Below are 23,535 nucleotides of genomic sequence, written 5' to 3'. Positions count from 1 at the left end.
GCCACTTTTGTGCACGGTCTGTGCAGCAAATGCGCAGACCTGACTAAATAGCTGCAAAGATTTTTCTGCCTGCCACATATTTTCCTCTCACATCCCTGTCATCTGACAGGTATACCACACGTTCCAGACGTTCTTTCAATGTCAGCTTTCTGGGTGTTTTCAGTCTGGAGTCATCCATGATCACCGCGTCAAATTCATACCCTTTTTCAAAGCTGCCCACCTGCCCGAAGAAGGCGCCGCCTCCCTTTGTGCCCAGGTAGAACACCTCATCCACAGTGAGCGGCTTCTGCGAATCATCCTCCAGACGCCAGCGAAGTTTGGATGCCTGCACAGCGCCCACCATCACCTGAAACAGGGAGAGTACATGGCCTCCTGCAATATCACTTCCCAGGCCCACATGGATACCCTCATCCAGATATCTCCTTATCGGTGCCACCCCTGAGGATAAATCGGTGTTAGAGTGAGGACAGTGGGCTGCAAAGACCCCGTTTTTCCTCATCAATACTATCTCTTCCTCTGTGGGATGTACGCAGTGCGCCATAACTGCCGGATAATTTCCCCCGAACATACCGAACTGCTCATAGGCATCCCCGTAAAAAGAGGACCAGGGGCACAGTTCCTTCACCCAGGCAATCTCCCCTTTATTCTCAGAGAGATGAGACTGGATGGGAAGGTCATACTCCTTTCGGATTTCACTGAGCATTTTCATAAGATCATCTGAACAGCTTGGGATAAACCGCGGTGTGAGGATGGGCCTGACATTTTTGTATCTTCCGTTTACCTCCTTCAGCCACAGGCGGGTGTCCAGAGCTGATTTTTCCGCACTTTCCTCACAGAGATAATCCGGCGCGTTCCGGTCCATATTTACTTTTCCCACCATAGTTTTAAGGCCCGATCCTTCCAGCATATCCATCAGGAGAATGGTTGCCGGCACATGGCGTGTGGCAAAGATACACGCCCTGGTGGTTGCGCTGTTTTTCAGGTCTTCTGTAAATATGCCATATGCCTTTTCCGCGTATGCCATATCCCCGTACTTTCCCTCCTCGGGAAATGTCCGTGTATCCAGCCACTCCAGAAGCTCCATATCCATACCAAGGCCCGTAAATGCGTACTGAGGCGCGTGCAGATGCAGATCCACCAATCCCGGCAGGATCAGGGCATTCCCACAGTCTGTCAACGGGAAGTCCCTCCATTCTTCCGGAAGTTCCTCAAACACCCCCTGGCAGATGCCCTCCCGGCATACCAGGTAAGCATTTGGAACGGTCCGGACCGTCTCTGCCGTCTCACTGTAGCAGATGTTTCCCTTCAATATAAAGGTATCTGCTCTGTTTTCTTCTTTTCTCATGTTTTACCTCCTATACAAGGAGCGATTGCTGAATCCGGCCGCCGTACTTTTCAGAATCCTTCTGAAAATAAAAAACCAGCCACCGGAACCAGACTGCAAAGCCCCCAATTATCAGGGGACTTATAGTCAGCTATTTCGGTAGCTGGTAGAAACGTTCAACCCGCATTATGAACATATATAAGTCCTGTTTTTCACCGTATTACTACAGCGAATTACTATTCTTAGTATAGTATACACAGGTCGAAAAGTCAATATTCACGGAACTGGAAACACAATATAGATTTTGTACTGTTACTGCCCACATGCCAGTTTCCTGCCAGGTATTTTCAGACTGAGGGCATGAAAATCCCGAGGCAGAATGCTTCAGACAGTCTCTTGTTTAATGGCCGCCGACTGCTTTCCAGGCCAGTTCCAGAACACCGGCCAGCACCATGACAAGGATGGGATTCCATTTCTTCAGCCTCAGCGCCGCCACGGCCAGAATAAAGATGATTATCGCATCCCAGCGCATAGCTGACAATTTCACGACTCCCTCTTCACCAAAGAAGGCAGTAATCAGAATTGCCATGCCGGCAGTGGCGATCATGGAGACCACGGCAGGCCGCAGAGTGTTCAGGATACCCTGCATCATGTCCAGTTTTCTGTACTTCATATACATATAAGCCAGCAGGGACACGATAATACAGGAAGGCAGGATACAGCCTATAGTAGCTGCCAAAGAGCCTCCCGTTCCTGCAATTTTAGAGCCTACAAAAGTAGCGGAATTAATGGCGATCGGTCCGGGTGTCATCTGGGAAATGGTGACCAGGTCGGTAAACTCTCTCTGGGTCAGCCAGCCATGGACAGCCACTACCTGATTCTGAATCAGGGGCATAGCCGCATAGCCGCCTCCAAAACTAAATAATCCTATCTGGAGAAAACTCCAGAATAACTGCAGATAGATCATGACTTCTCACCTCTTCTTCCCCACAGGACCCTCAACACCCCAAGTCCGATACATATGAGCACTACATAGACCACATTCATCTGAAAGAAAAAAGTGACAGTAAAGGCAGCCGCCATGATCAGATTGGACACCAGACTCTTCCCCTCTATCACACCTTTTCCCATGTCATAAACTACAGAGGCGATGACTGCAGCCACCCCGCACTGCATGCCGTCCAGTATGGTTTTCACGTAGAAATTAGACTGGAAAGCTTCATAAAAGAAAGAAACAACCGTAAGAATCACAAATGGAGGCAGTACCGTTCCCAGAATGGAGACCAGAACGCCCGCCATGCCCGCCAGCTTATACCCCACTACAATGGCTCCGTTTACTGCAATGGGTCCGGGTGAAGACTGGGCGATAGCCACCAGATCCAGCATCTCCTCCTCTTCAATCCAGCGGTACTCATCTACAAATTTTTTCTTCATCAGGGTAATGATCACATATCCTCCCCCAAAGGTAAAAGCACTCAGGTACAATGTAGAATAAAACAACTTCCACAAAATCCGTATCTTTTCTTTTCTCTCCATAAAAACACCAGCTTTCATTCTATGATTTTATCATAGTATAGTCTCTTTTCTCATGGCTGTAAAATAGTTTTATCATAACAATGATCATAGTCTTTTACCTATGCTTTTTACATTATTATTCTGGTGCATCTTTATTGTTTTATCCGTGCTGCTGAAGTTTCTTTCGTGCTGAAGTTTCTTTCGTTGACTCCTCCCTAAAACTCCTTTACAATAAAAGGACACCGGAATAAGTTTGAAGAGTAAGAAAAGGAGATCACTTATGGAAATTTTTAATCTTGCACATATAGACCCGTCTCTGATGACCGGAGCCTTATCCGCTGCGGAATATCTGGAAAGAGATATGACCGGGGACCGCTGCATAGAAATCACTTCGGAAAAAAGCGGCAGCGGCCTGTCTGTCCGTCTGGACGGGGATAGAGCCTGCATTACATACAGCAGAACCTCTGAATTTTTCCGCGGCCTCGGGATCATCAAGGAATGGATCACCCAAAACCGCCAAAGCGCTGCCAAAGAAGAACAGGCAGTCTTTGAGCATCTCACCTACATGGCTGACTGTTCCCGCAACGCTGTGTGCAGCCCTGATTTTGTGAGAAGGCTTATTATCAAACTCTCCCTCATGGGATATGACCGGCTCATGCTCTACACAGAGGACACGTATGAAGTGGAGGGATACCCTTATTTCGGACATTTCAGGGGCCGGTACAGCAGACAGGAGCTGCAGGAGCTGGACAGATTCGCGGCAGCCCTCGGTATAGAGATGGTGCCCTGCATCCAGACCCTGGCCCATTTAAACGCGATTTTCCGCTGGCCTGCCTTTGAGCCGGTACATGACACGGGAGATATTCTGTTGTGCGGAAGCGAGGATACTTACAGTCTGATAGAAGCCATGGTACGCACCTGGTCAGAGACCTTTCAAAGCCGTACCATCAACATCGGAATGGATGAAGCGGAGATGATCGGCCGTGGCGCTTACCTGAACCGTTTCGGCTATGAGGAACGCATTGATATTATGGAACGCCATCTGCACCGCGTCCTGGAAATCTGTGAAAAATACGGATACACCGCTATGATGTGGAGTGATATGTTTTTCAAAATGATCTCCGGAGGCGAATACTACGGCAAAGAATTCCATATCACAGAGGAGATCAAGAAGAAGATTCCGGCAAATGTAGAGCTTCTCTACTGGGATTACTATTCCCGAGACGAAGAGACCTATGACCAGATGATGAAATACCACAGGGAACTGGCCGGAAATGTGGGGTTTGCCGGAGGTGCCTGGAAATGGAACGGGTATGCCCCTCTTATCAGCCACAGCATGCAGGTATCCCGTCTTGCCCTGAGACAATGTGAAAAACATGGCATCACCAATGTACTTGTGACCGGATGGGGGGATGACGGCGGTGAAGCTTCCCAGTCCGCCGTACTTCCCGTACTCTCACTCTTCGCAGAATTTAACTATACCCGGGCCGCCGGCGACCGGGATCTGGCGCCCCGTCTTCTGGCCTGCACCGGCGCTGTGCTGGAAGATTTTCTGAAGCTGGACAACCCGAACCTGACACCTGATAATCCTATGCCCGGTAAAATGAGTGCCGCCCCCGCCAGATATCTGCTGTATCAGGATGTCCTCATGGGCATCTATGACTGCCATGTGGATGCACAGACCTATCCGGAGCATTACAGACGCTGTGCAAAAGAGCTTCGGGCCATTGCCGAAAAGGGCGGGGAGTATGCCCCTGTTTTTGGCACGCTTGCGCTTCTGAGTGAAGTGCTCGCCAGAAAAGTGACCCTGGGCCTTGATGCGAAAGCTGCCTACGACGCGGAAGACAGAGCCGCTCTTCTGGCGACTGCCGAATCCTGCATCAAAACCGCAGGGCTTGTGGAACAATTTAAACATGCCCTGAAGGAACAGTGGTTTGCGGAAAATAAATGTTTCGGATATGAAGTCCTGGATATCCGGCTGGGCGGTCTGATGGAACGCCTTAAAAGCTGTGCTGCCCGCATGACAGACTACGCGGAGGGAAAGATTGCCTGCCTGGAAGAGCTGGAAGAGACACGCCTGCCGGTTCTCACAGATAAGGACGGTCATCCTATCTCTCCGGTCTGTGACAATATCTGGCGTCAAATGGTATCTGCCTCTGTAGTATAAAATCAAACGAATCCTGTTATACTATTAAATTTTTAGAAAATATGATTTTTCTTCCATTTAATCATTGACTATTTTTATCAAAAGAATTAATATAAAGATAACAAGTAAAACGTGGAAAGGGGTGTTCATAATGTTGGAAAGATTGATAGTCACTTTAATTTTTGCCGCTGGATTCCTGTTAGTCTGCTGGACTTTGATGGAATACTGGCTTCGTTCTTCCAGACGCACAACAGAAACGGGGTTACGGGATAAAACCATTTTTGTGATTGGCAGATTCTGCCAGGCTATTCAGCAGAAAAAGAACTTCCGCCACATCTGGATGGAAGAAGAATTCGGCAGTGCACATCTGAATGATTTCCACAGTGTCCAAAACACCGGGACTGTAAATGAGCACACCGAAGGCAGAGAACAGGGAAGCAGATATCAGGAGAAAAAATATAAAATGAAGGTCAACATGTAAAGCCTTCATAAAATAAATCCTCTTTTAGGGAGGCCCGGTCGAATCATTCGGCCGGGCCTCTTAAAACACAAAAAAGCTGCCCTCTCCGCGGTTTCCCGCAGATATCAGCAGCTTTCCTTTTTCATTTCTTATCCCGGCACCTTCTCATTTCAGCCAAGCTCTTTCATGATATCTTCCACTTTTTCAATCTTATGGGAGCGGCAGGCATTGGAGCCGCAGAACAGAAGCGCGTCCTCCACTCTTCCCTCCGCTGCATTCACCAGTGCCTGTGTGATACAATACGGTATCTCTGCGGGCCTGCAGGTGACGATGCAGTGATAGCAGTGTTCGATTCTGCACTTTTCCGTCTTCACCCTGTCCATAAAAGCATTTTTGATCGCTCTTCCCGGCATTCCCACAGGACTCTGCACAATACAGATATCCTCTTTTTCAGCCCGGATGTATGCCTGTTTGTATTCCGGCGCGGCGTCGCACTCCTCCGTCGTCACGAACCGGGTCCCCATCTGTACTCCGTCTGCGCCCAGCGAAAGCGCATGGTCCATATCCGCTCTGTCATAAATGCCGCCTGCCACTACCACAGGAATCTTTTTGCTGAACTTCTCACCGTATTCCTTTACCTTTTCAATAATGGAGCGAATCACGCCGTCATAAGACTCATCTGTAAAGGTATCCAGCTCTTCCCTGGAAAATCCCAGATGGCCTCCTGCCTTTGGTCCCTCAATGACCACCAGATCAGGCGCCTTCTTATACTTTCTCTCCCACATACGGCAGATGACGTTCAGGGACTTCAGGGAGGATACAATAGGGGCGATCTTTGTCTTCGTGCCCTCCACATATTTCGGAAGGTCAATGGGCAGTCCGGCGCCTGAGATGATCAGATCCACGCCTGCCTTCACCGCAGTTTTCACATATTCCTCATATCTCTGGGTAGCTACCATTATGTTCACGCCGATAATGCCGCCCTCTGCGATCTCCCTGGCCTTTTGGATTTCTTTCCCTATGGCTCTGTAGTTGGCCTCAAAGGGATGTTCCCGAAAATCCGGCTCCCGCCAGCCGATCTGCGCGGTGGATATGACGCCTACACCGCCGCAGGCAGCCACACTGCCCGCCAGACGGGAAAGGCTGATCCCCACTCCCATGCCGCCCTGTATCACAGGTATCTTAGCTGTCAAATCACCTATCATCAATGGTTTTCTCATACTCTAACTCTTTCTGGCTCACATTTTTCTGAATCGCTCATACCGGAGGGCCGCCAGCTCTTCCGGTGTCTTTCCTTCCATCTCTGAAAGGAACTGGTGCATACGGTTTTTCATATCCTCGGCAATCTCCGGCAGGTTCTGGGCACAGGCAGGAATATCCTCCGGTATCACATGTTCGATGATTCCCAGATTCTTCAAGTCCCTGGCTGTGATCTTCATGACCTCTGCCGCTTCCTTTGCCCTCTTGCTGTCCTTCCAGAGAATGGAGGCAAATCCCTCCGGTGAGAGCACAGAATATGTGGCATTTTCCATCATCCAGACCTCATTGCCCACACCCAGGGCCAGCGCACCGCCGCTTCCGCCTTCGCCGATAACGATACTCAGCACAGGCACCTTCAGGTCAGACATTTCCAGCAGGTTTCTGGCTATGGCCTCCCCCTGCCCTCTCTCCTCTGCCTCGATGCCGCAGAATGCACCCGGGGTGTCAATGAAATTGATGACAGGCCGGTTGAATTTTTCTGCCTGCTTCATAAGGCGCAGGGCTTTTCGGTAGCCTTCCGGGGAGGGCATGCCGAAGTTTCTTAAAATGTTATCCTTGGTATTTCTCCCCTTCTGCACACCGATCACGGTCACCGGCTGCCCGTCCAGCACAGCCAGACCTCCCACAATGGCACCGTCATCCCGAAATGCCCGGTCTCCGTGCAGTTCCATAAATTCTTCAAAAACAGTCTCTATATAGTCAAGGCTGGTGGGGCGTTTGGAATCCCTTGCCGTCTCCACCCGCTCCCAGGCAGTCATGTTCTTATCCCGGTTTCTGCGTCTGTGTTTCTTCTCCCCTTCCTCCGCCATTTCCGGCAGAGTAATCCTGGTGAACTGGCAGTAGCCGTTCTTTCTTTCATGAAACTTCACAAGCCCTGATAAGGTTTTTTTCAACAGGTTCCTTGTGACGATTCCGTCAATAATGCCGTGCTCTACCAGAAATTCCGGTTTCTGGAACCCTTCCGGCAGCTTCTGTCCAATGGTCTGCGCAATAACTCTCGGGCCGGCAAAACCAATCAGCGCTCCCGGCTCGGCCAGGATAATATCTCCCAGCATGGCAAAGCTGGCTGTCACCCCGCCTGTGGTGGGGTCTGTGAGCACAGGAATATAGAGAAGCCCTGCCTCACTGTGCCTTTTAATGGCTGCGGAAGTCTTTGCCATCTGCATCAGGGATACCATGCCCTCCTGCATTCTGGCACCGCCGGAACAGCAGAACAGGATAACCGGCAGTTTTTCCTCTGTGGCCCGCTCAAAGGAGCGGGTGATCTTCTCCCCCACCACGTATCCCATGCTCCCCATGAGAAAACGGGCGTCGCAGACACCCAGCACCACCCTGGTGCCGTCAATCCTGGCCTCACCAATGCGGATAGCCTCTTCCAGGTGTGTCTTTTCCTGCTGTTTTGCAATCTTCTCCTCATACTCCGGATAGTCCAGGGGATTAAAGGTATGAAGCCCTGTACACCATTCCTGGAAAGATCCCTTGTCCGCGACCATACGGATTCTGGTCTTGGCCTTGATCCGGAAATATCCCTTGCATTTCGGACATACATAATCATTTTTTACAACGTCTTCCTTGTAGAGGAGTTCCCCGCATTTGGGACATTTGACCCATAAACCTTCCGGGACGGAGGGGGTGTTTTCACTGCCGGGTGTCTCTTCCCCGGGCACTTTACTCTCCTCGGTCTCCGGCTCCTGTACATTGGTAGTCTTCTTGAATAAATCCTTTAATCTGGACATATCTGCCTGCTCCTTACTCGTAATGATAACTGTTCAGATGCCTAAACGGTTACTCGTAATGCTCTTCTATAAAATGTGTAGTCACATTCCCATCCAGAAAATCCTTCTGGTTCAATATATCATATTGGAAATCCAGGTTTGTCTGCACCCCTTCAATGATCACTTCACCCAGCGTACTCCTCATTTTCGCAATGGCAGACGCTCTGTCCTTGTCGTGGACAATGACCTTCATGATCATGGAATCATAGTTTGGCGGTATCTGATAGCCGTTATACACTGCTGTGTCAATGCGGACACCGTTTCCGCCCGGGACATGCAGATTCTCAATCACGCCGGGACAGGGCATGAAATTCTTTGCCGGGTTCTCCGCGTTGATCCTGCACTCAATGGCATGGCCTCTCATGCAGATATCTTCCTGCTTCACAGACAGGGGAAGTCCCGCCGCCACCCGGATCTGCTCCTTCACCAGGTCCACGCCGGAGACAAATTCCGTTACCGGATGCTCCACCTGAATTCTGGTATTCATTTCCATGAAGAAAAATTCACCGCTTTTGTCAAGCAGAAACTCTATGGTCCCAGCACTCTCGTAACCTACCGCTTTTGCGGCACGCACCGCTGTCTCCCCCATTTTCCTGCGAAGCTCTTCTGAGATGGCACAGGAAGGGGACTCCTCGATCATTTTCTGATGGCGGCGCTGGATGGAGCAGTCACGCTCCCCTAACTGTACCACCTGACCGAACCGGTCTGCGATGATCTGTACTTCGATGTGGCGCGGCCTGCCCACGTAACGTTCCAGATACATGGTATTGTCAGCAAATGCATTGACAGACTCCCTCTGGGCCGTACTGAAATTTTCTTCAAAGTCTTCTCTGCTCTCAGATATGCGCATGCCTTTACCGCCGCCGCCTGAGGATGCCTTGATCATTATGGGAAAGCCTATCTTTTCTGCTTCCTTCAGTGCTTCCTCCACAGTGTACACCGGCTCTTTGGTGCCGGGGACCACAGGGACGCCTGCCTCCATCATAGTCCTTCTGGCCTCTGATTTATTCCCCATCTTGTTGATGACTGCTGCGGAGGGGCCGATAAAGGTCACATTGCATTTTTCACACATCTCCACAAACTTGCTGTTCTCAGACAAAAAGCCGAATCCCGGATGGATGGCTTCCGCCTTTGTGGCGATGGTGGCGCTTAAGATGCGCTCCATGTTCAGATAGCTCTCCTGTGCAGCCGCCGGGCCAATGCAGACCGCCTCATCCGCAAGCTGCGCGTGAAGGGCATCCCTGTCCGCCTCTGAATAGACTGCCACCGTCTTAATTCCCATCTCTCTGCAGGCACGGATGATGCGGACTGCAATTTCTCCTCTGTTTGCGATTAATATCTTCTGAAACATATCCGATCTCCTATCCGATTGCAAATGTCATCTCAGCGGATGTGGTTATTTTGCCGTCCTGATTCCTGGCAACTGCTTTTCCCACGCCGATAGGCCCTTTTTCCCTGATGATCTCCAGCTCCAGGGTCAGTACATCACCCGGCACTACTTTTGTCTTGAATTTCGCGGAGCTGATGCCTCCGAAATACGCTGTCTTTCCCTTATTCTCCGGTTTGCTCAGAATTGCCACTGCACCTACCTGAGCCAGGGCCTCAAGCTGAAGCACGCCGGGCATGACCGGTTCCTTCGGGAAATGTCCTGCAAAGTACGGTTCATTGTAGCTCACACACTTTTTCCCTACCGCGCGGACACCGGGTTCCAGCTCCTCAATGGTGTCAATCAGCAGAAACGGCTGTCTGTGAGGGATAATCTCCATAATTTCCTTTGTGTTCAGTTTCATATCTACGCCTCCTAACGGATTACGAACAGGGGCTGTCCGTACTCTACAACTTCTTCATTCTCCACCAGAATCTGTTCCACGGTTCCGTCAAATTCAGACTCAATCTCATTCATCAGCTTCATGGCTTCCACGATTCCAAGAACCTGGCCTTTTTTTACAGTATCTCCAACTTTTACAAATGCCTCCGCATCCGGTGAGGACGCATTATAAAAAGTGCCTACCAGCGGGGATTTCACCACATTTCCGGAGAGGATGGTCTCCTCAGCTTCCTGGAATGTAACCTCTGTCTGGGCCGGGCCTGCCTGTGACTGGAAGTTCTGCATCGCAGGGCTGCCTGCTGCCGGGCCCATATCCGGTCCGGGAGCAGGTGCCATCATGGGTGCTGCAATGATCTTGGTCTGTTTGTTGGTCTTCATGGAGATTTTCAGACTGCCCTCCTCCATAGAAAACTGGGTCAGGTTTGAGTCACTGACTGTCTTAATTAACTGAATGATCTTATCAAATTCCATATGCGGCCTCCTAGTCTTCGTACTTTTTGATCAACAGGCTGGCATTGTGTCCGCCAAAACCCAGTGAGTTGGTAAGTGCATAGGGGATTTCCATCTCCACACCGTTTCCTGTCACATAATCCAGGTCGCACTCCTCGTCCGGTACCTGGTATCCTGCGGTTACGTGTACGAAATTATGTTCCATCTCTTTCACACAGGCGATAAATTCCACGGCTCCTGCTGCTCCCAGCAGGTGTCCGATCATGGATTTTGTGGAATTCACTTTCATTTTATATGCATGTTCCCCGAACAGCTTCTTGATGGCTCTTGTCTCAAACAGGTCGTTGTGGTGTGTGCTGGTGCCATGGGCATTGATGTAAGTCACATCTTCCAGGGAGATATCGGCCTCATCCACAGCATTCTTCATGGCTCTCGCCGCACCTTCTCCGTCCTCAGCCGGAGAGGTGATGTGGTAGGCGTCACTGGTTGCGCCGTATCCCACAACCTCAGCCAGGATCTTTGCGCCGCGTTTCTTTGCGTGCTCCAGCTCCTCCAGAACAACAATACCTGCACCTTCTCCCATGACAAATCCGTCTCTCTCTTTGTCAAAAGGAATGGAGCAGCGTTCCGGGTCTGTAGATTTTGAAAGGGCAGTCAGAGCCGCAAAACCGCTGACCCCCACCGGGGTAATACAGGACTCCGCGCCGCCTGCCACCATAATATCCGCATCACCGAACTGAATGGTTCTGTAAGCTTCACCGATACAATGTGTACCGGACGCGCAGGCTGTCACCACATTGATGCTCTTTCCCTTTAAACCGAACTGGATGGACACATTTCCTGCTGCCATATTGGAGATCATCATGGGAACCATAAGGGGATTCACACGGTTCGGTCCCTTTTCCAGCAGTTTCTTGTGCTCTCTCTCAACAGTCTGCAGACTTCCGATGCCGGAACCAATAGAGCATCCCACTCTGTACGGGTCCTCTTCTTCCAGGGAATATCCTGACTGGGCAATGGCCTCTTTTGCTGCAGCCACTGCGTACTGGCAGAACAGTTCCATACGTTTTGCCGCTTTTACATCCATGTATTCTTTGCCCACGAAGCCTTTTACTTCGCCTGCAAGGTGCGCCTTATATTCGGAAGCATCGAATTTGGTGATCTCCCCAAACCCGTGCTTTCCTTCCTTTATGCCATTCCAGAATTCATCCACATTTAATCCCAGCGGGGTAATGGCCCCCATCCCTGTCACTACTACTCTTTTCATGAAATCCTCCTATATGTTCATACCGCCGTCTACACTGATGACCTGGCCGGTAATGTAATCTGCTTTTTCTGATGCCAGAAATACCACCATCTCAGCAATATCTTCCGGCTTTCCGAATTTTCCAAGCGGAATCTGACCGCAGGCTGCCTCTTTGATCTCCTCGCTGAGTACATCTGTCATCTCCGTTGCCACAAAACCGGGTGCCACTGCGTTGACTGTGATCCCTCTGCTTGCCAGTTCTCTTGCCATGGTCTTTGTAAGCCCGATGACACCTGCCTTGCTGGCCGCGTAATTCGCCTGGCCCGCGTTCCCCAGGATTCCGGACACAGATGATATATTGATGATCTTTCCGCTTCTCTGCTTTAACATCTGGCGTGAAACATGGCGGATGGTATTGAAAGCGCCTTTCAGGTTCGTCTCAATGACCGCGTCAAAATCCTCTTCCTTCATTTTCATGATCAGGCTGTCTCTTGTGATCCCCGCATTGTTTACGAGTATGTCCAGATGCCCGTATTCTTTGATCACGTGCTGGATCATCTCCTGGCAGGCCTGAAAGTCTCCGACGCTGCACCGGTACAGAGATGCCCGGCCACCCCGGCTCTTGATGGCGTCGGCTGTTTCCCGGGCGCGTTCTTCTGAACCGTTATAATTGATCACCACGGCGGCTCCCTGCGCCGCAAGGGCAATGGCAATGGCTCTGCCGATGCCGCGGCTCGCTCCGGTGACTAAGGCTACTTTATTTTCCAACATACTATATTCCCTCACTTTTCCGGTTATTTACATCTCGCTTATGCTTCTGTACTCTGTTTTTTCAGTGTTTCCACTGCTTTTGTGAAATCTTCCGTTGTCTGGATGTTCAGCATCTTCACATCGCGGCAGATCTTCCGCATGAATCCGCTCAGTGTCTTTCCGGGTCCGATCTCCACGAAAGTGTCCACTCCGTCCGCGATCATTGTCTCCACACACTGCTGCCATTTCACGGAGGAGGATACCTGTCTGATCAGCAAATCCTTTGCCTGGGAGGCCTCTGTCACATACTGGGCAGTCACGTTGGCAGCGTAGGGAATCTTTGGCTCCCCGACTGTCACATGTTCCAGAACTTCTGCCAGCTTTTCCCCGGCTCCTGTCAGCATGGCAGAATGAAACGGCCCTGACACGTTCAGGGGAACGATTCTTCTGGCACCAAGCTCTTTTAGTTTTTCGGAAGCCTCTGCCACTGCCCTCTCCTCCCCGGTAATGACAATCTGTCCCGGGCAGTTATAGTTGGCTATGGAGACAATGCCTTCTGTCTCCTGACAGGCCTGTTCGATCACTGCCGCATCTGTTCCCATGACTGCGGACATGGCGCCGCCTGACGGAACAGCCTCCTGCATGAAAATTCCGCGCTTGCGCACAACAAAGAAGGCATCCTCCAAAGAGAGCACCCTCGAAGCGATGCAGGCTCCGTACTCGCCCAGGCTCAGACCCGCGCTCACGTCAGGTACAAGCCCCTCCTGCTCAAGCGCCTTTAATATGGCTGCCTCCACACTCAGCATGGCAATCTGTGTATACTCAGTAATATGGATCTCCTCATTTTCTGTAAAACATATTTTCGGAATATCCAGGCCGGTAATTTCACCGGCTTTATCCATCACCTGTCTGCAGACAGGCATTGTATCGTAAAAATCCTGGCCCATTCCCACATACTGTGCTCCCTGGCCCGGAAATATAAATGCTGTTTTTCCCATATCGTCCCAAACTCCTTTGGCTGTAGAATATTTTGTATTTCAAAGTAATTATTTTAAAAAATAGAACCTGCCATGGCAGTGCCAACCGCCGCGGCAGATTCCATTCATCTGCACTTTCTTTGTTTCCATCCATACTCGAAACTTCTCAGAGTGTGGACCTATCTGATGTAACTGTCCAATCTCTTCGCAGTTACATGCACAGACCGGCTGAACAGTTATTATTCTTCAACGCCTTTATTTTTCAGATAATCCATAACAGCGCCCACAGTTGTCAGCTCCTGTAATTCCTCAGCAGGAATTTCTACAGAATACTCATCCTCAAGTGCCATAACCAGTTCGAATAAATCCAGAGAATCTGCTCCTAAATCATCCTTGAAATTTGTTTCCGGATTGATTTCGCTTTCTTCACAATTTAACTGCTCTGCAATGATTTCTCTCATTTTTTCTAACATGATTTCTTATTCTCCTTTAAAATACATCTTATTCAAATCCATCTTGTGAATTTGTTTTTCTGATTTGATTTTTTTGAAATACTTTGATGACCAAAGTATATCTTCTTTACCACCATTTGTCAACCCTTTTCTATGTGCAGCCGTTCATGTCTTGCGATCAAAGGCAAAATCCATGTATCCTCACCTTTGCGATAGGATTTTGCCGGGTACTCCTAGGTTTCAAACTTTATCTGTTTTGATACGCTCAGAGCAATTCCCATTTCTATCATAAGAAAGAGAATGGATGTACCTCCGTAACTGACAAACGGCAGTGTGATTCCGGTGGTGGGAATCAGGTTGATGACTACGCAGATATTCAAGATGACCTGAAGGGCAATGTGGAAGAAGATTCCGCTCACAATCATGGAACCGTACAGGTCCGGCGCATTCTGCGCAATAAAAAACAGCCTGTATAAAAGATATCCGAACAATGCCAGTACGATCATCCCCCCAAACACTCCCAGCTCCTCACAGATGATCGAAAAGATCATATCATTCTGTGCCTCCGGAACAGGCCCCAGCTTCTGTACACTGTTGCCCAGCCCTTTTCCGAAAAATCCTCCGGAACCGATGGCATACAGTGCCTGCATAATTTGATAGCCGCCGTCCTTGGAATAATGCTCAGGCTGCAGCCACACCATAATACGGCGGAGACGGAAATCCTCAATGTTCCCCACACCGCTTCCCAGTGTCATATGCAGGATGACGATCACAGTCACCAGCACACCGCCCAGTATGGCTCCTCCGATGAGAAACGGTTTCATTTTGGGATGCGCCATAAAGATCAGCAGTACAGTGATAGCTCCGATTATAATACCTGTACTCAGGTTATCTGTCAAGAGGAAAGCGCCCAGGGCCAGCACGCCGCCCACCGCCAGAAGCAGTACCATGGACTGCCACTGCTTTATCTTCCTCCCTATCTTGATGATCAGACAGGGAATGAAGGTGATAACAGCTATCTTGGCAATCTCAGAAGGCTGGAACTGTGTCCACGACGGGCCGAACTTCAGCCACCGCTTCGCACCGTTGACCGTAACACCCAGAGGTGTAGGCACCAGACACATTAAAAACATGGCCGCCACATAGATAAAGGGTGACAGGTGAAACAGCACATGATAGTCAAACCTTGACAGCCACAGCGCGAATCCTATGCTGACTGCGCTGATGAGTGCCTGTTTCCCAAAGTAAGCCATGTCACTGCCCCTCTTTACCTGTGCCAGATAGGAACTGGTACTGTAAAGCATTACCAGACCGAAGCAGGTGAGAAGCAGTACCACTGCCACCAGATTAAAATCATAGTAGCGCACTCTGTTTGCAAACCTGCCTACAGGCTGGCCTCTTTTTCTCTTTTTCGCTGTTCCGGCTTTTTTAGCCATATTTAATGCCATCTGTTTCCTCCGCTTGAGCTGTCTTATATTCTCAGGGCATACTTCATAAGCTCCCAGAAGCCAGTCTCCGTCTCACTTTCCCGGTTCATTACCTTACGCACCAGCACCGGATTATCAGTGATGATATTGTCCGCTCCCACATCGATCATCCGCTTGATGTCACCGCGGTAATTGACGGTCCAGGCATGGACTTCTTTACCTAAGGAATGGGCCTCCCTGACAAATTCTTCATCAATGTATGTGTATTTCACACTGAAAAAATCTGCCGCTGTGATCCGTGAAATACTTCCGTAAGTCATTGTCATGATGTAGCCGGTACGGATATTGGGGTTTGCCTTTTTCACCTGCTGCAGAAATCCGTAATTCATGGAAGTTATGACACAGTGGTCCTCAAATCCATTCTGTTCTATGACCCTGACCACTTTTTTTACAATGCCCTTATTTTTACCATTATACTTAATCTCTATATTTAAGTCCAGTCTTCCTTTACAAAATTTTAAAACCTCGTCCAGTGTGGGGATTTTTTCACCCCGGAACTTTTTGTGGAAACTGGAACCGGCATCCAGTTTCTCTATCTCCGCATATTCCATCTCCCACACATTTTTATTGACACCGGCTGTCCGCTTCAGGGAATTGTCATGAAGCAGCACCAATTCCCCGTCCTTTGTCTCCTGCACGTCAATCTCCGCGAAGTCTGCGCCGCTGTCTATGGTGTATCCCAGAGAACTTATGGTATTCTCCGGTGCCATCAGCGCGCCTCCCCGGTGAGCCGTGACGCCCATGGTGGTGAGCAGGCTGTTCACCGCGCTGTCGTGTGAGGAGGCCAGGACTACAAGATACGTCCCCTCTCCCAGAAGCAGCAGCAGGGTAAGGGCTGCCGCGATCTTCCGCCTGCCCACTTTTGAAAACCAGATATGGTTACGGATAATGGCTTCCATGGCAGCCTCTGTCCGGGGCTGCACATGAAATCTGGCATATACCACGTACACAAATGCCAGGCTGCAGATCAACTGCACCGCACCGGCAAAGATTCCAAGCCCCATGTCGATCCAACTGCTGTATATGAGCACTGAGCTGACTACCGAAGAACCGGATTTTGTCAGCATGGCGATGCCCGTCATGCCTGCCAGCACCAACACATAGACCAGGGCAATAAACACCAGCATTCCTATATGAAGCAGGACAAATCCCAGAAGCGTCTTTTTCCACTGCCTTTTCAGCAGTTTCAGGCCGTCTTTCATTCCCTTCCGACTCTTCTGCTCTTCCAAAAGGCAATAGGGCAGGGAAAAGATGAATAAGAAGGAGAAGAGAAGTATAATTCCTATAAGACCGTATAAAATCCAGTGGGGACTGACTATTTTATAAATCTGTCTGGCCGTAAATTCCAGGACTCTGATATAGGAAATTTCCCGGATAAGAAAATATATGGACAAAAAGGGGGCGGCCAGAATAATACACCAGAACCAGGATACATGGCTGTTTTTCAGAAAATCCCAGGACCGTTTCACACCCTCAATGAGCATGTCGCTGGTATAAATTTTCCGTCCCTGGTAGGAATGCCTGAAACAGGATAAAAGGGCGGAAATCTCTATAAGAAACAGCAGTAAGATAAGTATCAGAATCCCCAGAAGCAGCACAACAGACAGGGGGCTTGCAAGAAATTTCAGATAGTTTTCAGCCGTCAGATAACTGAAGTTCTGCGCTTTCAAAGAGTAATCGACCGCAGCGGAGACAGCATGCATTACCAGCAGAAAGGAAGCCGTTCTGTAACCTGTCTCAAAAAGCAAAAGACTGACCATATTCTTTTTTACTGCTCTCCACATACTTCTGAAAATCTGTTTCATGCCTGTCACTTCCCGCCTCTGATTCTGTCAGCCCACAGATGCCGCGCTGGCTGTTTCTTTTATTTTAACAAATATTATACCCATAACACAAGTATACAAATAATTCTTTTCACCTTGACTTTCTCAACCTCTATATTATAATAAATTTAGGTAGTTAAAAACATGTAGTGGAGGGTAACGTTATGACACCAGATGAATTGTATACACAGGCCAAGGAATCTCCTGTCCTGTCAAAGGAAGTAACCGATACTTTGTTGGAATCACTGGAGTACAGCAGTATTTCTTTTTTAAACCAGGCCGTTGAAATTCTGGGGATTTTCCGTGCGCGTCTGGAACGGGGCGACAGAATTACTGTGGAGGCTTCCGGAGATGTTTTAAATCTCAAAAGTTTCCGAAAATTTGTAGAAAATACATTTTCCGACTATATTTACGGCCATGTATTTACAGAGGACAGTGAACAGAAGAGGAGCTATTTCCATCTGGATGCCTGTGAGGGCGGTTACTCCCTTGTACTGGCTGAGGATGGGAAACAGAATCTCTTTGAATGGATTTCCTCACCTAACGAAAGATTTTCCTTTGTCTATATGAAAGCCACCAAGATCGTGTACATAAAGAATATCCGCACCGGGGATTATTTTCCATTCATATCAGAAAACGGAAAATACTGCCGGTACGACAAGGTACAGGGAATGCTTGTGGAAGTATAGAAAGAATGCCGCTGATCACTTTTTCGGTGATTCAGCGGCATCTTTTTTTCGCAGAAGCATGTCCTATGCAGACAGTTTCCGGGTGCAGCAGACTTTTTTATCTGTACAGCTCATCCAGATCGTCCTGGCAGAGAGGTTTTACACCATTTTTCGTCAGGGCTTCAATGGCTTTTTCATTGTCCCCTACCCTTAAGATCATGCATGCCTTGTCTTTCACGCCTGCGGTGAAGGCATAAGTGTATTCCACATTGATCTGGTTGTCTCCCAGGATCTGCATGACTTTTCCAAGGCTTCCCGGTTGATTGGAAATGGCGATTGCCAGTACCTTTGTGATGGAGCATACATATCCGCAGTCTTTCAATACTCTGACTGCATTGAAGGGATCATCCAGGATTAGGCGGATAATACCGAAATCCTTTGTCTCGGCCAGAGACAATGCCCTCATATTGATCTTATTCTCATTCAGCGCATTTGCCAGCTCTGCCAGCATACCCGGTTTATTTTCCACAAATACGGAAATCTGTTTTACTGTCATAAAAATCCCCCCTTTTTCTAGTAAAGATTACGGTTATCGATCACGCGTTTTGCCTTGCCTTCGCTTCGTGCGATGGTCTTCGGCGCAACCAGTTTCACTACTGCATAAATGCCCAGCATGGACTTCAGAGCCTCAATCAGCTCGCGCTCTCTCACTTCAATCTCGCGGATGGAGTCAGAGAACATTTCCGGTGTCATCTCCACCTGAACCTCCAGCTTGTCACTGTTCTTCTCGCGGCTTACGATGATCTGGTAGTTAGCCGGGTAGCCCTTATTGAGAAGCACCGTTTCAATCTGGCTCGGGAATACATTGACGCCCTTGACGATGAGCATATCATCACTTCTGCCCATTGGTTTGGACATGCGCACATGCGTTCTGCCGCAGGAGCATTTTTCACGGTTCAGTACGCAGATATCTCTTGTCCTGTAACGGAGAAGCGGGAATGCCTCTTTTGTAATGCTGGTAAATACCAGTTCGCCCTTCTCTCCGTCCGGCAGCACTTCGCCTGTGGCCGGGTCAATGATCTCAGCTATAAAATGGTCCTCATTGATATGCATGCCGCCCTGGGCGCTGCACTCAAAGGAGACACCGGGACCGGAAATCTCGGTAAGGCCATAAATGTCATACGCACGGATTCCAAGCTTCTCCTCCACATCACGGCGCATCTCTTCACTCCATGCCTCAGCGCCGAAGATACCTGCTTTCAGCTTAATCTTGTCCCTGAGACCTCTCTCGCAGATGGTCTCCGCCAGGTATGCCGCATAAGAAGGGGTACAGCAGAGGATCGTGGAGCCGAGGTCGCACATAAACTGGATCTGTCTGTCTGTATTACCGGAAGACATGGGAAGTGTCAGGGAACCCACTTTGTGGGAACCGCCGTTGAGTCCCGGACCTCCTGTAAACAGTCCGTATCCGTAACACACATGTACCACATCGTCCTTCGTTCCGCCTGCTGCCATGATAGCTCTGGCGCAGCAGTCATCCCACAGATCCAGATCGTGCTGTGTATAAAATGCCACCACTCTTCTGCCCGTGGTGCCGCTTGTAGACTGAATACGCACACAGTCAGAAAGGGGGACTGCCAGCAGTCCGTAGGGATACGCTTCACGCAGATCTTCTTTTGTCAAGAAGGGAAGCTTATGTAGGTCGTCCACGGATTTGATATCCTCAGGCACAATGCCCTTTTCCTCCATTTTTGCTCTGTAATAGGGCACGTTGTCATATACGTGCTTTACCTGTTTTGCCAGGCGCTCGTCCTGCCACTTGCGAATCTGCTCTCTTGAGGCACATTCGACTTCCGGCTGATAATAATTCTCCATTGCTGTAAATTCCTTTCCATCCATTTTACTCTAAAACGGCATTCCGGACCTTTCCATACCTTTGCCCCGAAACACCTGCCGCCGGGTTCTGCCCCGCATCGGCCCGTTTTTGTTATTATACCATTTTAGCGCTTCAGCGTAAAGAATATTTAACATTTTATGCAGTCTTTCATAAGATATTACTGTATAAGTAAATATAAAGGAAAACCAGATATGGAAAAATGTCGAATGAATTATCAGGGCGTCCGTCCGTATTCTCCGCCGAACAGGGAAATGCCGGCACGGAACAACTGCGGCCGCCGTACACCCTGCGGCTGTAACTGCGATATGGTAGACAACACCTCAATCTACGAACATGCTGATAAGCTGCCGCTTACCATGGCATATGTGCCAATGCAGAAATTTAAAACCACCTTTGAACTGTGTAAAGCACTGCAGATGGGAACCATCTTCCCTGAACTGTGCAAACCATTCTGTGGAAAGAGAGGTGGCTGTCGATGAAAGAATGCAGACGCAGCAAAGCGCAGTTAATGCAGCTGATCAATGAGGTCAGCTTCGCTGTCAACGATATGAACCTCTACCTCGACACCCATCCGGATGACAAATGTGCCATGGAATTTATGACAGATAAGATTCGCATCCGTGAAGAGGCACTGAAAGAATACGCCATGTATTATGGCCCGCTTACCATTGCAACTGCTGATGATGACTGCAGCACCTCATGGGACTGGGTGATGCAGCCGTGGCCTTGGGAATAGAAAGGAGGGAGTCAGAGTATGTGGAATTATGAGAAGAGATTACAGTATCCGATAAATATTAAAACGCCGAATGCCAAGGCTGCTTTGTTTATTATGAGTCAGTATGGTGGACCGGAGTGTAATAACCTATAATAAAAATTCATAGTAAAATCGAATAGATCCGGCGCATAACCGGGCGCCGGTCCGGTAGTTCTTACTTGCATTTCCGGTCTTTGAGCAGCACTACAATGATTCCTGTGCTGACAATGATCTGCACCACGTCTAATATAATTTCTATCATCCCCCAAACCTCTGAGCTCCGCTTTCATAGAGATATCAGCTATATGCCCATTAACAAAAAAGCCGGAATGCTCCGCCCTTCGCAATCGCACCGTCCTCACCCATAATTTTCTCATACAGATTATCAGATTCTCCAAAATCAACTGCAGAACCCCTTTTGTTGCTGTAGCAACAACGCCATCTCTCCATGTAGACGGCTTATCTACATCAAAAAATACGGCCCGCCATTTTTTTGACCAAATACTTCCACAATTCTGAGCTTAACTTTGCCCCAGATATCATAGTCAGAGTTATCCAGCACGGATTCGGGTCCGGCACAATGACTGCGATTTCTTCTACCGTGATAAATTTCTTATCCCATACCTGTTTTGTGGTCTGCTTCTGTCCAATATCACATTTCCGGAGCTTGTCTGGCTGCCGTCACCGCCTTCCTCAAAAAGACATAAATTCATAATTTTCCTGGTCTTCATCTTCTAATTCTCCGTTTCTAAGTGTGTGAACTACCAACTATCAAGATCAAATTCACCTTCAATCAAAGCAGGGTGTCGTAGCAGTGATACTATCTGCAGATTTCACCATTCCAACTGAGCGGATATGATACTTTTTACCATCATCCCCTTCAACTGTCATACCTTAATGGCTTCCAGAAGGTTTTGGTGGAGATGATATCTATCCGCTATCTGCATAGCATCGGACAGTATTTCCTGAATAGCAGACGCATAGGCACTTCTCCTGTCTCGTGTAACTGCTTTAATATGCTTATTGTTCTTAAGCCATTCCTTTAGGGTCATTCCATCACGTCCATCAAGTACCGCAACCGGCCTATGGGTAGCCTGATTTACAATGATTGTACCGTATGTGTGCCGCTTTTAAATGCAAAGTCATCAACACCAATGACATTTCCATATTCCAAGACAGCCTGCAAACGATATAAACTCTTCAAACTCCATCCCCCCTCTCTTTCCTATCCACAGCCGCCGGTCAATCTCGTCAGTCTCTTTCGACTCATCTATATGTACAGACGTCCGCACCTCAGTAAAGGGAACGTCTTCTTATCCATCGTCATCACCTCACATCTGCTTTCATAAATCTTTCAAAAACTCTTTACATTTCTTTTATCTTTTTACCACAGTTTCATCACATTTTCCCGGTATAGTAATACTCAACAAAGGGCAATAACCTTTTTCATATAGACTTTTCTTTTTCATACTGCCGGGCCTGCTGACCCGGCCCTCCTTCTTTATAAGCACAACATTACACTAATCTGGATTTTCTCCTACCATAGGAGTATAATGAAAAGAAAAAGAGGTTGACTTATGACTAAAAAGAAAAAAGATTTTTTTAAAGCTTTATTATCCCTTATTTTTTGGCTGGTAGTTGCTTATCTTGTTGTTACAAAGCCTATACACGGTTTTATTATTGCAATTATTGGACTGTTACTATTTATATGGAATAAGATAAAGAACAAACCAATCATTAAATTCACAAAAAAATAATGTGAAAGTCATATAATAAGGACGTACATCTATTCGCATCTATCCCATAATTAACTCTTTTTTATCTGTCTTTCCCAGTCCCGTGGCTGCTAAAATCTGGTTGATGTAGCAAGAGCGGTACATAAGGCTGCGTCTTTTATGGTTTCATAGTGCATGAACTTTTCCTCTCCTTCTTACCGCCTTATTTGGCGGCTCTTTTCCTCTCGTATTTCAATGCGGCCATTGCCAGGTCAAGCTTCTCTATGACAATCTCCCTCACCTGTTCTTCTGGTAACTGGTCCATCGTATAGTATTTCCCTTCTATACGAAAACGGGGTACTACTTCTATTTTCATGCCATCACCCTCTCTGATTATGGTATGTAACTGGGGTTGTCTGGGATACTTATTGATTTTCCACTATTTCCTGTCTATAATTGTGCTACATTTTCAAAGATTATTCCCTTCTTTGCCATCTCTGCTTTTAGATTCAAGTACCCCCTTACATTCCCACTTATATTCAAATGCGTCATTCATAACCATACATCAATCCTAAATGAGTAATATTTCAATGTTTTTTACGCATTTGCGCATTCTTTCATTTACTTACTTATTTAAATGTGTTATCATATATTTATATGAAAGGCGGTGATATGATGGGAATTGGAGCCAAACTGGAGAAGTTACTAAAAAAAAGAAACATGAATGCAAATGAATTAGCACAAAATATTGGAGTTGCTCCTACCACTATTTATTCTATGATTAGACGCGACAGTAAAAAAGCAGATATAGAAGTTCTCTTTAAGCTTGCTAAAGAACTTGGCGTAGACGCTGAATATTTTTGTGACACTGATGAAGACATCTCAAAACATGAGCCGTCATATGATGATGTCGAACGCCTCATTGCCAGAAATGGGAAACAAATGTCAAAAGAGCAGAAATTGCACCTGATACAACTTTTGTCCGAAAGAATTGAGTAATTCTGGAGA

Annotated in this window: 26 protein-coding genes, 1 pseudogene and 1 riboswitch; of the genes and pseudogenes, 8 read left to right on the top strand and 19 right to left on the bottom strand. The window is 48.1% G+C overall.

The window, feature by feature from the left end; genetic code table 11:
• Positions 1–43: 43 nt before the first annotated feature.
• The 3 genes from LC508_RS00675 to LC508_RS00665 all read right to left on the bottom strand — a co-directional run bounded on the left by LC508_RS00675 (position 44) and on the right by LC508_RS00665 (position 2,860).
• Positions 44–1,345, bottom strand: a complete 1,302-nt coding sequence (locus tag LC508_RS00675) for an amidohydrolase family protein (protein WP_103731200.1) — start codon at positions 1,343–1,345, stop codon at positions 44–46.
• A 103-nt stretch (positions 1,346–1,448) separates the two neighbouring features.
• Positions 1,449–1,546: riboswitch (purine riboswitch) on the bottom strand.
• A gap of 178 nt (positions 1,547–1,724) precedes the next feature.
• On the bottom strand, positions 1,725–2,291 hold the full coding sequence (locus LC508_RS00670) for a chromate transporter (RefSeq protein WP_033141217.1): 567 nt from the start codon (positions 2,289–2,291) through the stop codon (positions 1,725–1,727).
• Positions 2,288–2,860 (bottom strand): chromate transporter, encoded by a 573-nt coding sequence (locus LC508_RS00665; protein WP_103731205.1) that lies wholly within the window; start codon positions 2,858–2,860, stop codon positions 2,288–2,290. Before LC508_RS00665 ends, LC508_RS00670 begins: the two co-directional genes overlap by 4 nt.
• Positions 2,861–3,119: 259 nt before the next feature.
• On the opposite strand from LC508_RS00665, the gene LC508_RS00660 reads away from it, so the two are divergent.
• Both LC508_RS00660 and LC508_RS00655 read left to right on the top strand, forming a co-directional pair.
• A complete protein-coding gene (locus LC508_RS00660) occupies positions 3,120–5,006 on the top strand; it encodes a beta-N-acetylhexosaminidase (RefSeq protein WP_103731201.1) in 1,887 nt (628 codons plus the stop codon).
• A 130-nt stretch (positions 5,007–5,136) separates the two neighbouring features.
• The gene (locus tag LC508_RS00655) at positions 5,137–5,466 is read left to right on the top strand and encodes a hypothetical protein (protein ID WP_033141218.1); all 330 of its coding nucleotides are present in this window, start codon (positions 5,137–5,139) and stop codon (positions 5,464–5,466) included.
• Positions 5,467–5,615: 149 nt separating this feature from the next.
• On the opposite strand, the gene LC508_RS00650 is transcribed toward LC508_RS00655, so the two are convergent.
• The 11 genes from LC508_RS00650 to LC508_RS00600 all read right to left on the bottom strand — a co-directional run bounded on the left by LC508_RS00650 (position 5,616) and on the right by LC508_RS00600 (position 17,475).
• Positions 5,616–6,665 carry an NAD(P)H-dependent flavin oxidoreductase gene (locus tag LC508_RS00650; RefSeq protein WP_054352322.1) on the bottom strand — a complete coding sequence of 350 codons (1,050 nt, stop codon included), beginning with the start codon at positions 6,663–6,665 and terminating at the stop codon, positions 5,616–5,618.
• 18 nt (positions 6,666–6,683) lie between these two features.
• Positions 6,684–8,441, bottom strand: a complete 1,758-nt coding sequence (locus LC508_RS00645; RefSeq protein WP_181014398.1) for an acetyl-CoA carboxylase carboxyltransferase subunit alpha — start codon at positions 8,439–8,441, stop codon at positions 6,684–6,686.
• A gap of 49 nt (positions 8,442–8,490) precedes the next feature.
• Positions 8,491–9,831, bottom strand: a complete 1,341-nt coding sequence (locus LC508_RS00640; RefSeq protein ID WP_033142219.1) for an acetyl-CoA carboxylase biotin carboxylase subunit — start codon at positions 9,829–9,831, stop codon at positions 8,491–8,493.
• Positions 9,832–9,841: 10 nt separating this feature from the next.
• On the bottom strand, positions 9,842–10,270 hold the full coding sequence (gene fabZ / locus LC508_RS00635) for a 3-hydroxyacyl-ACP dehydratase FabZ (protein WP_033142220.1): 429 nt from the start codon (positions 10,268–10,270) through the stop codon (positions 9,842–9,844).
• Positions 10,271–10,281: 11 nt separating this feature from the next.
• Positions 10,282–10,779, bottom strand: coding sequence for an acetyl-CoA carboxylase biotin carboxyl carrier protein (gene accB / locus LC508_RS00630; RefSeq protein ID WP_103731202.1), 498 nt, complete (start codon positions 10,777–10,779; stop codon positions 10,282–10,284).
• Positions 10,780–10,789: 10 nt separating this feature from the next.
• Positions 10,790–12,025: a beta-ketoacyl-ACP synthase II gene (gene fabF, locus LC508_RS00625; protein ID WP_033142222.1), complete on the bottom strand. Its 1,236-nt coding sequence runs from the start codon at positions 12,023–12,025 to the stop codon at positions 10,790–10,792.
• A 9-nt stretch (positions 12,026–12,034) separates the two neighbouring features.
• The gene (gene fabG / locus LC508_RS00620) at positions 12,035–12,775 is read right to left on the bottom strand and encodes a 3-oxoacyl-[acyl-carrier-protein] reductase (protein ID WP_103731203.1); all 741 of its coding nucleotides are present in this window, start codon (positions 12,773–12,775) and stop codon (positions 12,035–12,037) included.
• Between the two features lie 38 nt (positions 12,776–12,813).
• A complete protein-coding gene (gene fabD / locus LC508_RS00615; RefSeq protein WP_103731204.1) occupies positions 12,814–13,752 on the bottom strand; it encodes an ACP S-malonyltransferase in 939 nt (312 codons plus the stop codon).
• Between the two features lie 218 nt (positions 13,753–13,970).
• Positions 13,971–14,204 carry an acyl carrier protein gene (gene acpP, locus LC508_RS00610; RefSeq protein WP_033142225.1) on the bottom strand — a complete coding sequence of 78 codons (234 nt, stop codon included), beginning with the start codon at positions 14,202–14,204 and terminating at the stop codon, positions 13,971–13,973.
• Between the two features lie 212 nt (positions 14,205–14,416).
• The gene (locus tag LC508_RS00605; RefSeq protein WP_181014481.1) at positions 14,417–15,631 is read right to left on the bottom strand and encodes an FtsW/RodA/SpoVE family cell cycle protein; all 1,215 of its coding nucleotides are present in this window, start codon (positions 15,629–15,631) and stop codon (positions 14,417–14,419) included.
• A 23-nt stretch (positions 15,632–15,654) separates the two neighbouring features.
• Positions 15,655–17,475 (bottom strand): glycerophosphodiester phosphodiesterase, encoded by a 1,821-nt coding sequence (locus tag LC508_RS00600; RefSeq protein ID WP_033142226.1) that lies wholly within the window; start codon positions 17,473–17,475, stop codon positions 15,655–15,657.
• A gap of 182 nt (positions 17,476–17,657) precedes the next feature.
• Between LC508_RS00600 and LC508_RS00595 the strand changes: the two genes are divergently transcribed.
• A complete protein-coding gene (locus LC508_RS00595) occupies positions 17,658–18,182 on the top strand; it encodes a hypothetical protein (RefSeq protein WP_033142227.1) in 525 nt (174 codons plus the stop codon).
• A gap of 97 nt (positions 18,183–18,279) precedes the next feature.
• On the opposite strand, the gene LC508_RS00590 is transcribed toward LC508_RS00595, so the two are convergent.
• The gene (locus LC508_RS00590; protein ID WP_033142228.1) at positions 18,280–18,717 is read right to left on the bottom strand and encodes an ACT domain-containing protein; all 438 of its coding nucleotides are present in this window, start codon (positions 18,715–18,717) and stop codon (positions 18,280–18,282) included.
• 17 nt (positions 18,718–18,734) lie between these two features.
• The gene (locus LC508_RS00585) at positions 18,735–20,036 is read right to left on the bottom strand and encodes a phenylacetate--CoA ligase family protein (protein WP_033142251.1); all 1,302 of its coding nucleotides are present in this window, start codon (positions 20,034–20,036) and stop codon (positions 18,735–18,737) included.
• 213 nt (positions 20,037–20,249) lie between these two features.
• On the opposite strand from LC508_RS00585, the gene LC508_RS00580 reads away from it, so the two are divergent.
• The 3 genes and pseudogenes from LC508_RS00580 to LC508_RS28450 all read left to right on the top strand — a co-directional run.
• On the top strand, positions 20,250–20,537 hold the full coding sequence (locus LC508_RS00580; protein ID WP_225305288.1) for a spore coat associated protein CotJA: 288 nt from the start codon (positions 20,250–20,252) through the stop codon (positions 20,535–20,537).
• A complete protein-coding gene (locus tag LC508_RS00575; protein ID WP_033142230.1) occupies positions 20,534–20,794 on the top strand; it encodes a spore coat protein CotJB in 261 nt (86 codons plus the stop codon). Before LC508_RS00580 ends, LC508_RS00575 begins: the two co-directional genes overlap by 4 nt.
• Positions 20,795–20,812: 18 nt before the next feature.
• Positions 20,813–20,911: pseudogene (locus LC508_RS28450) on the top strand (manganese catalase family protein); the annotation flags it as partial.
• A gap of 497 nt (positions 20,912–21,408) precedes the next feature.
• Here the strand turns inward: LC508_RS28450 and LC508_RS28200 are convergent.
• On the bottom strand, positions 21,409–21,543 hold the full coding sequence (locus LC508_RS28200; protein ID WP_255611219.1) for a hypothetical protein: 135 nt from the start codon (positions 21,541–21,543) through the stop codon (positions 21,409–21,411).
• 156 nt (positions 21,544–21,699) lie between these two features.
• Positions 21,700–21,918, bottom strand: a complete 219-nt coding sequence (locus tag LC508_RS28445) for a transposase (protein ID WP_242980828.1) — start codon at positions 21,916–21,918, stop codon at positions 21,700–21,702.
• Positions 21,919–22,389: 471 nt separating this feature from the next.
• Here LC508_RS28445 and LC508_RS00560 point away from each other — a divergent pair, with 471 nt between their 5' ends.
• Positions 22,390–22,569, top strand: a complete 180-nt coding sequence (locus LC508_RS00560) for a hypothetical protein (RefSeq protein ID WP_118594146.1) — start codon at positions 22,390–22,392, stop codon at positions 22,567–22,569.
• A 181-nt stretch (positions 22,570–22,750) separates the two neighbouring features.
• Here the strand turns inward: LC508_RS00560 and LC508_RS00555 are convergent, their stop codons facing one another.
• Positions 22,751–22,903: a hypothetical protein gene (locus LC508_RS00555; RefSeq protein ID WP_158587361.1), complete on the bottom strand. Its 153-nt coding sequence runs from the start codon at positions 22,901–22,903 to the stop codon at positions 22,751–22,753.
• 296 nt (positions 22,904–23,199) lie between these two features.
• Between LC508_RS00555 and LC508_RS00550 the strand changes: the two genes are divergently transcribed.
• Entirely contained in the window at positions 23,200–23,526 is a 327-nt protein-coding gene (locus LC508_RS00550; protein ID WP_225305287.1) for a helix-turn-helix domain-containing protein, read from the top strand.
• Positions 23,527–23,535: the final 9 nt, after the last annotated feature.

This window comes from Blautia parvula (genome assembly GCF_020215665.1).
Lineage (GTDB): Bacteria > Bacillota > Clostridia > Lachnospirales > Lachnospiraceae > Blautia > Blautia celeris.
The sequence above is the reverse complement of the archived record's forward strand: the minus strand, read 5'-3'. Positions and strand labels throughout refer to the sequence as shown.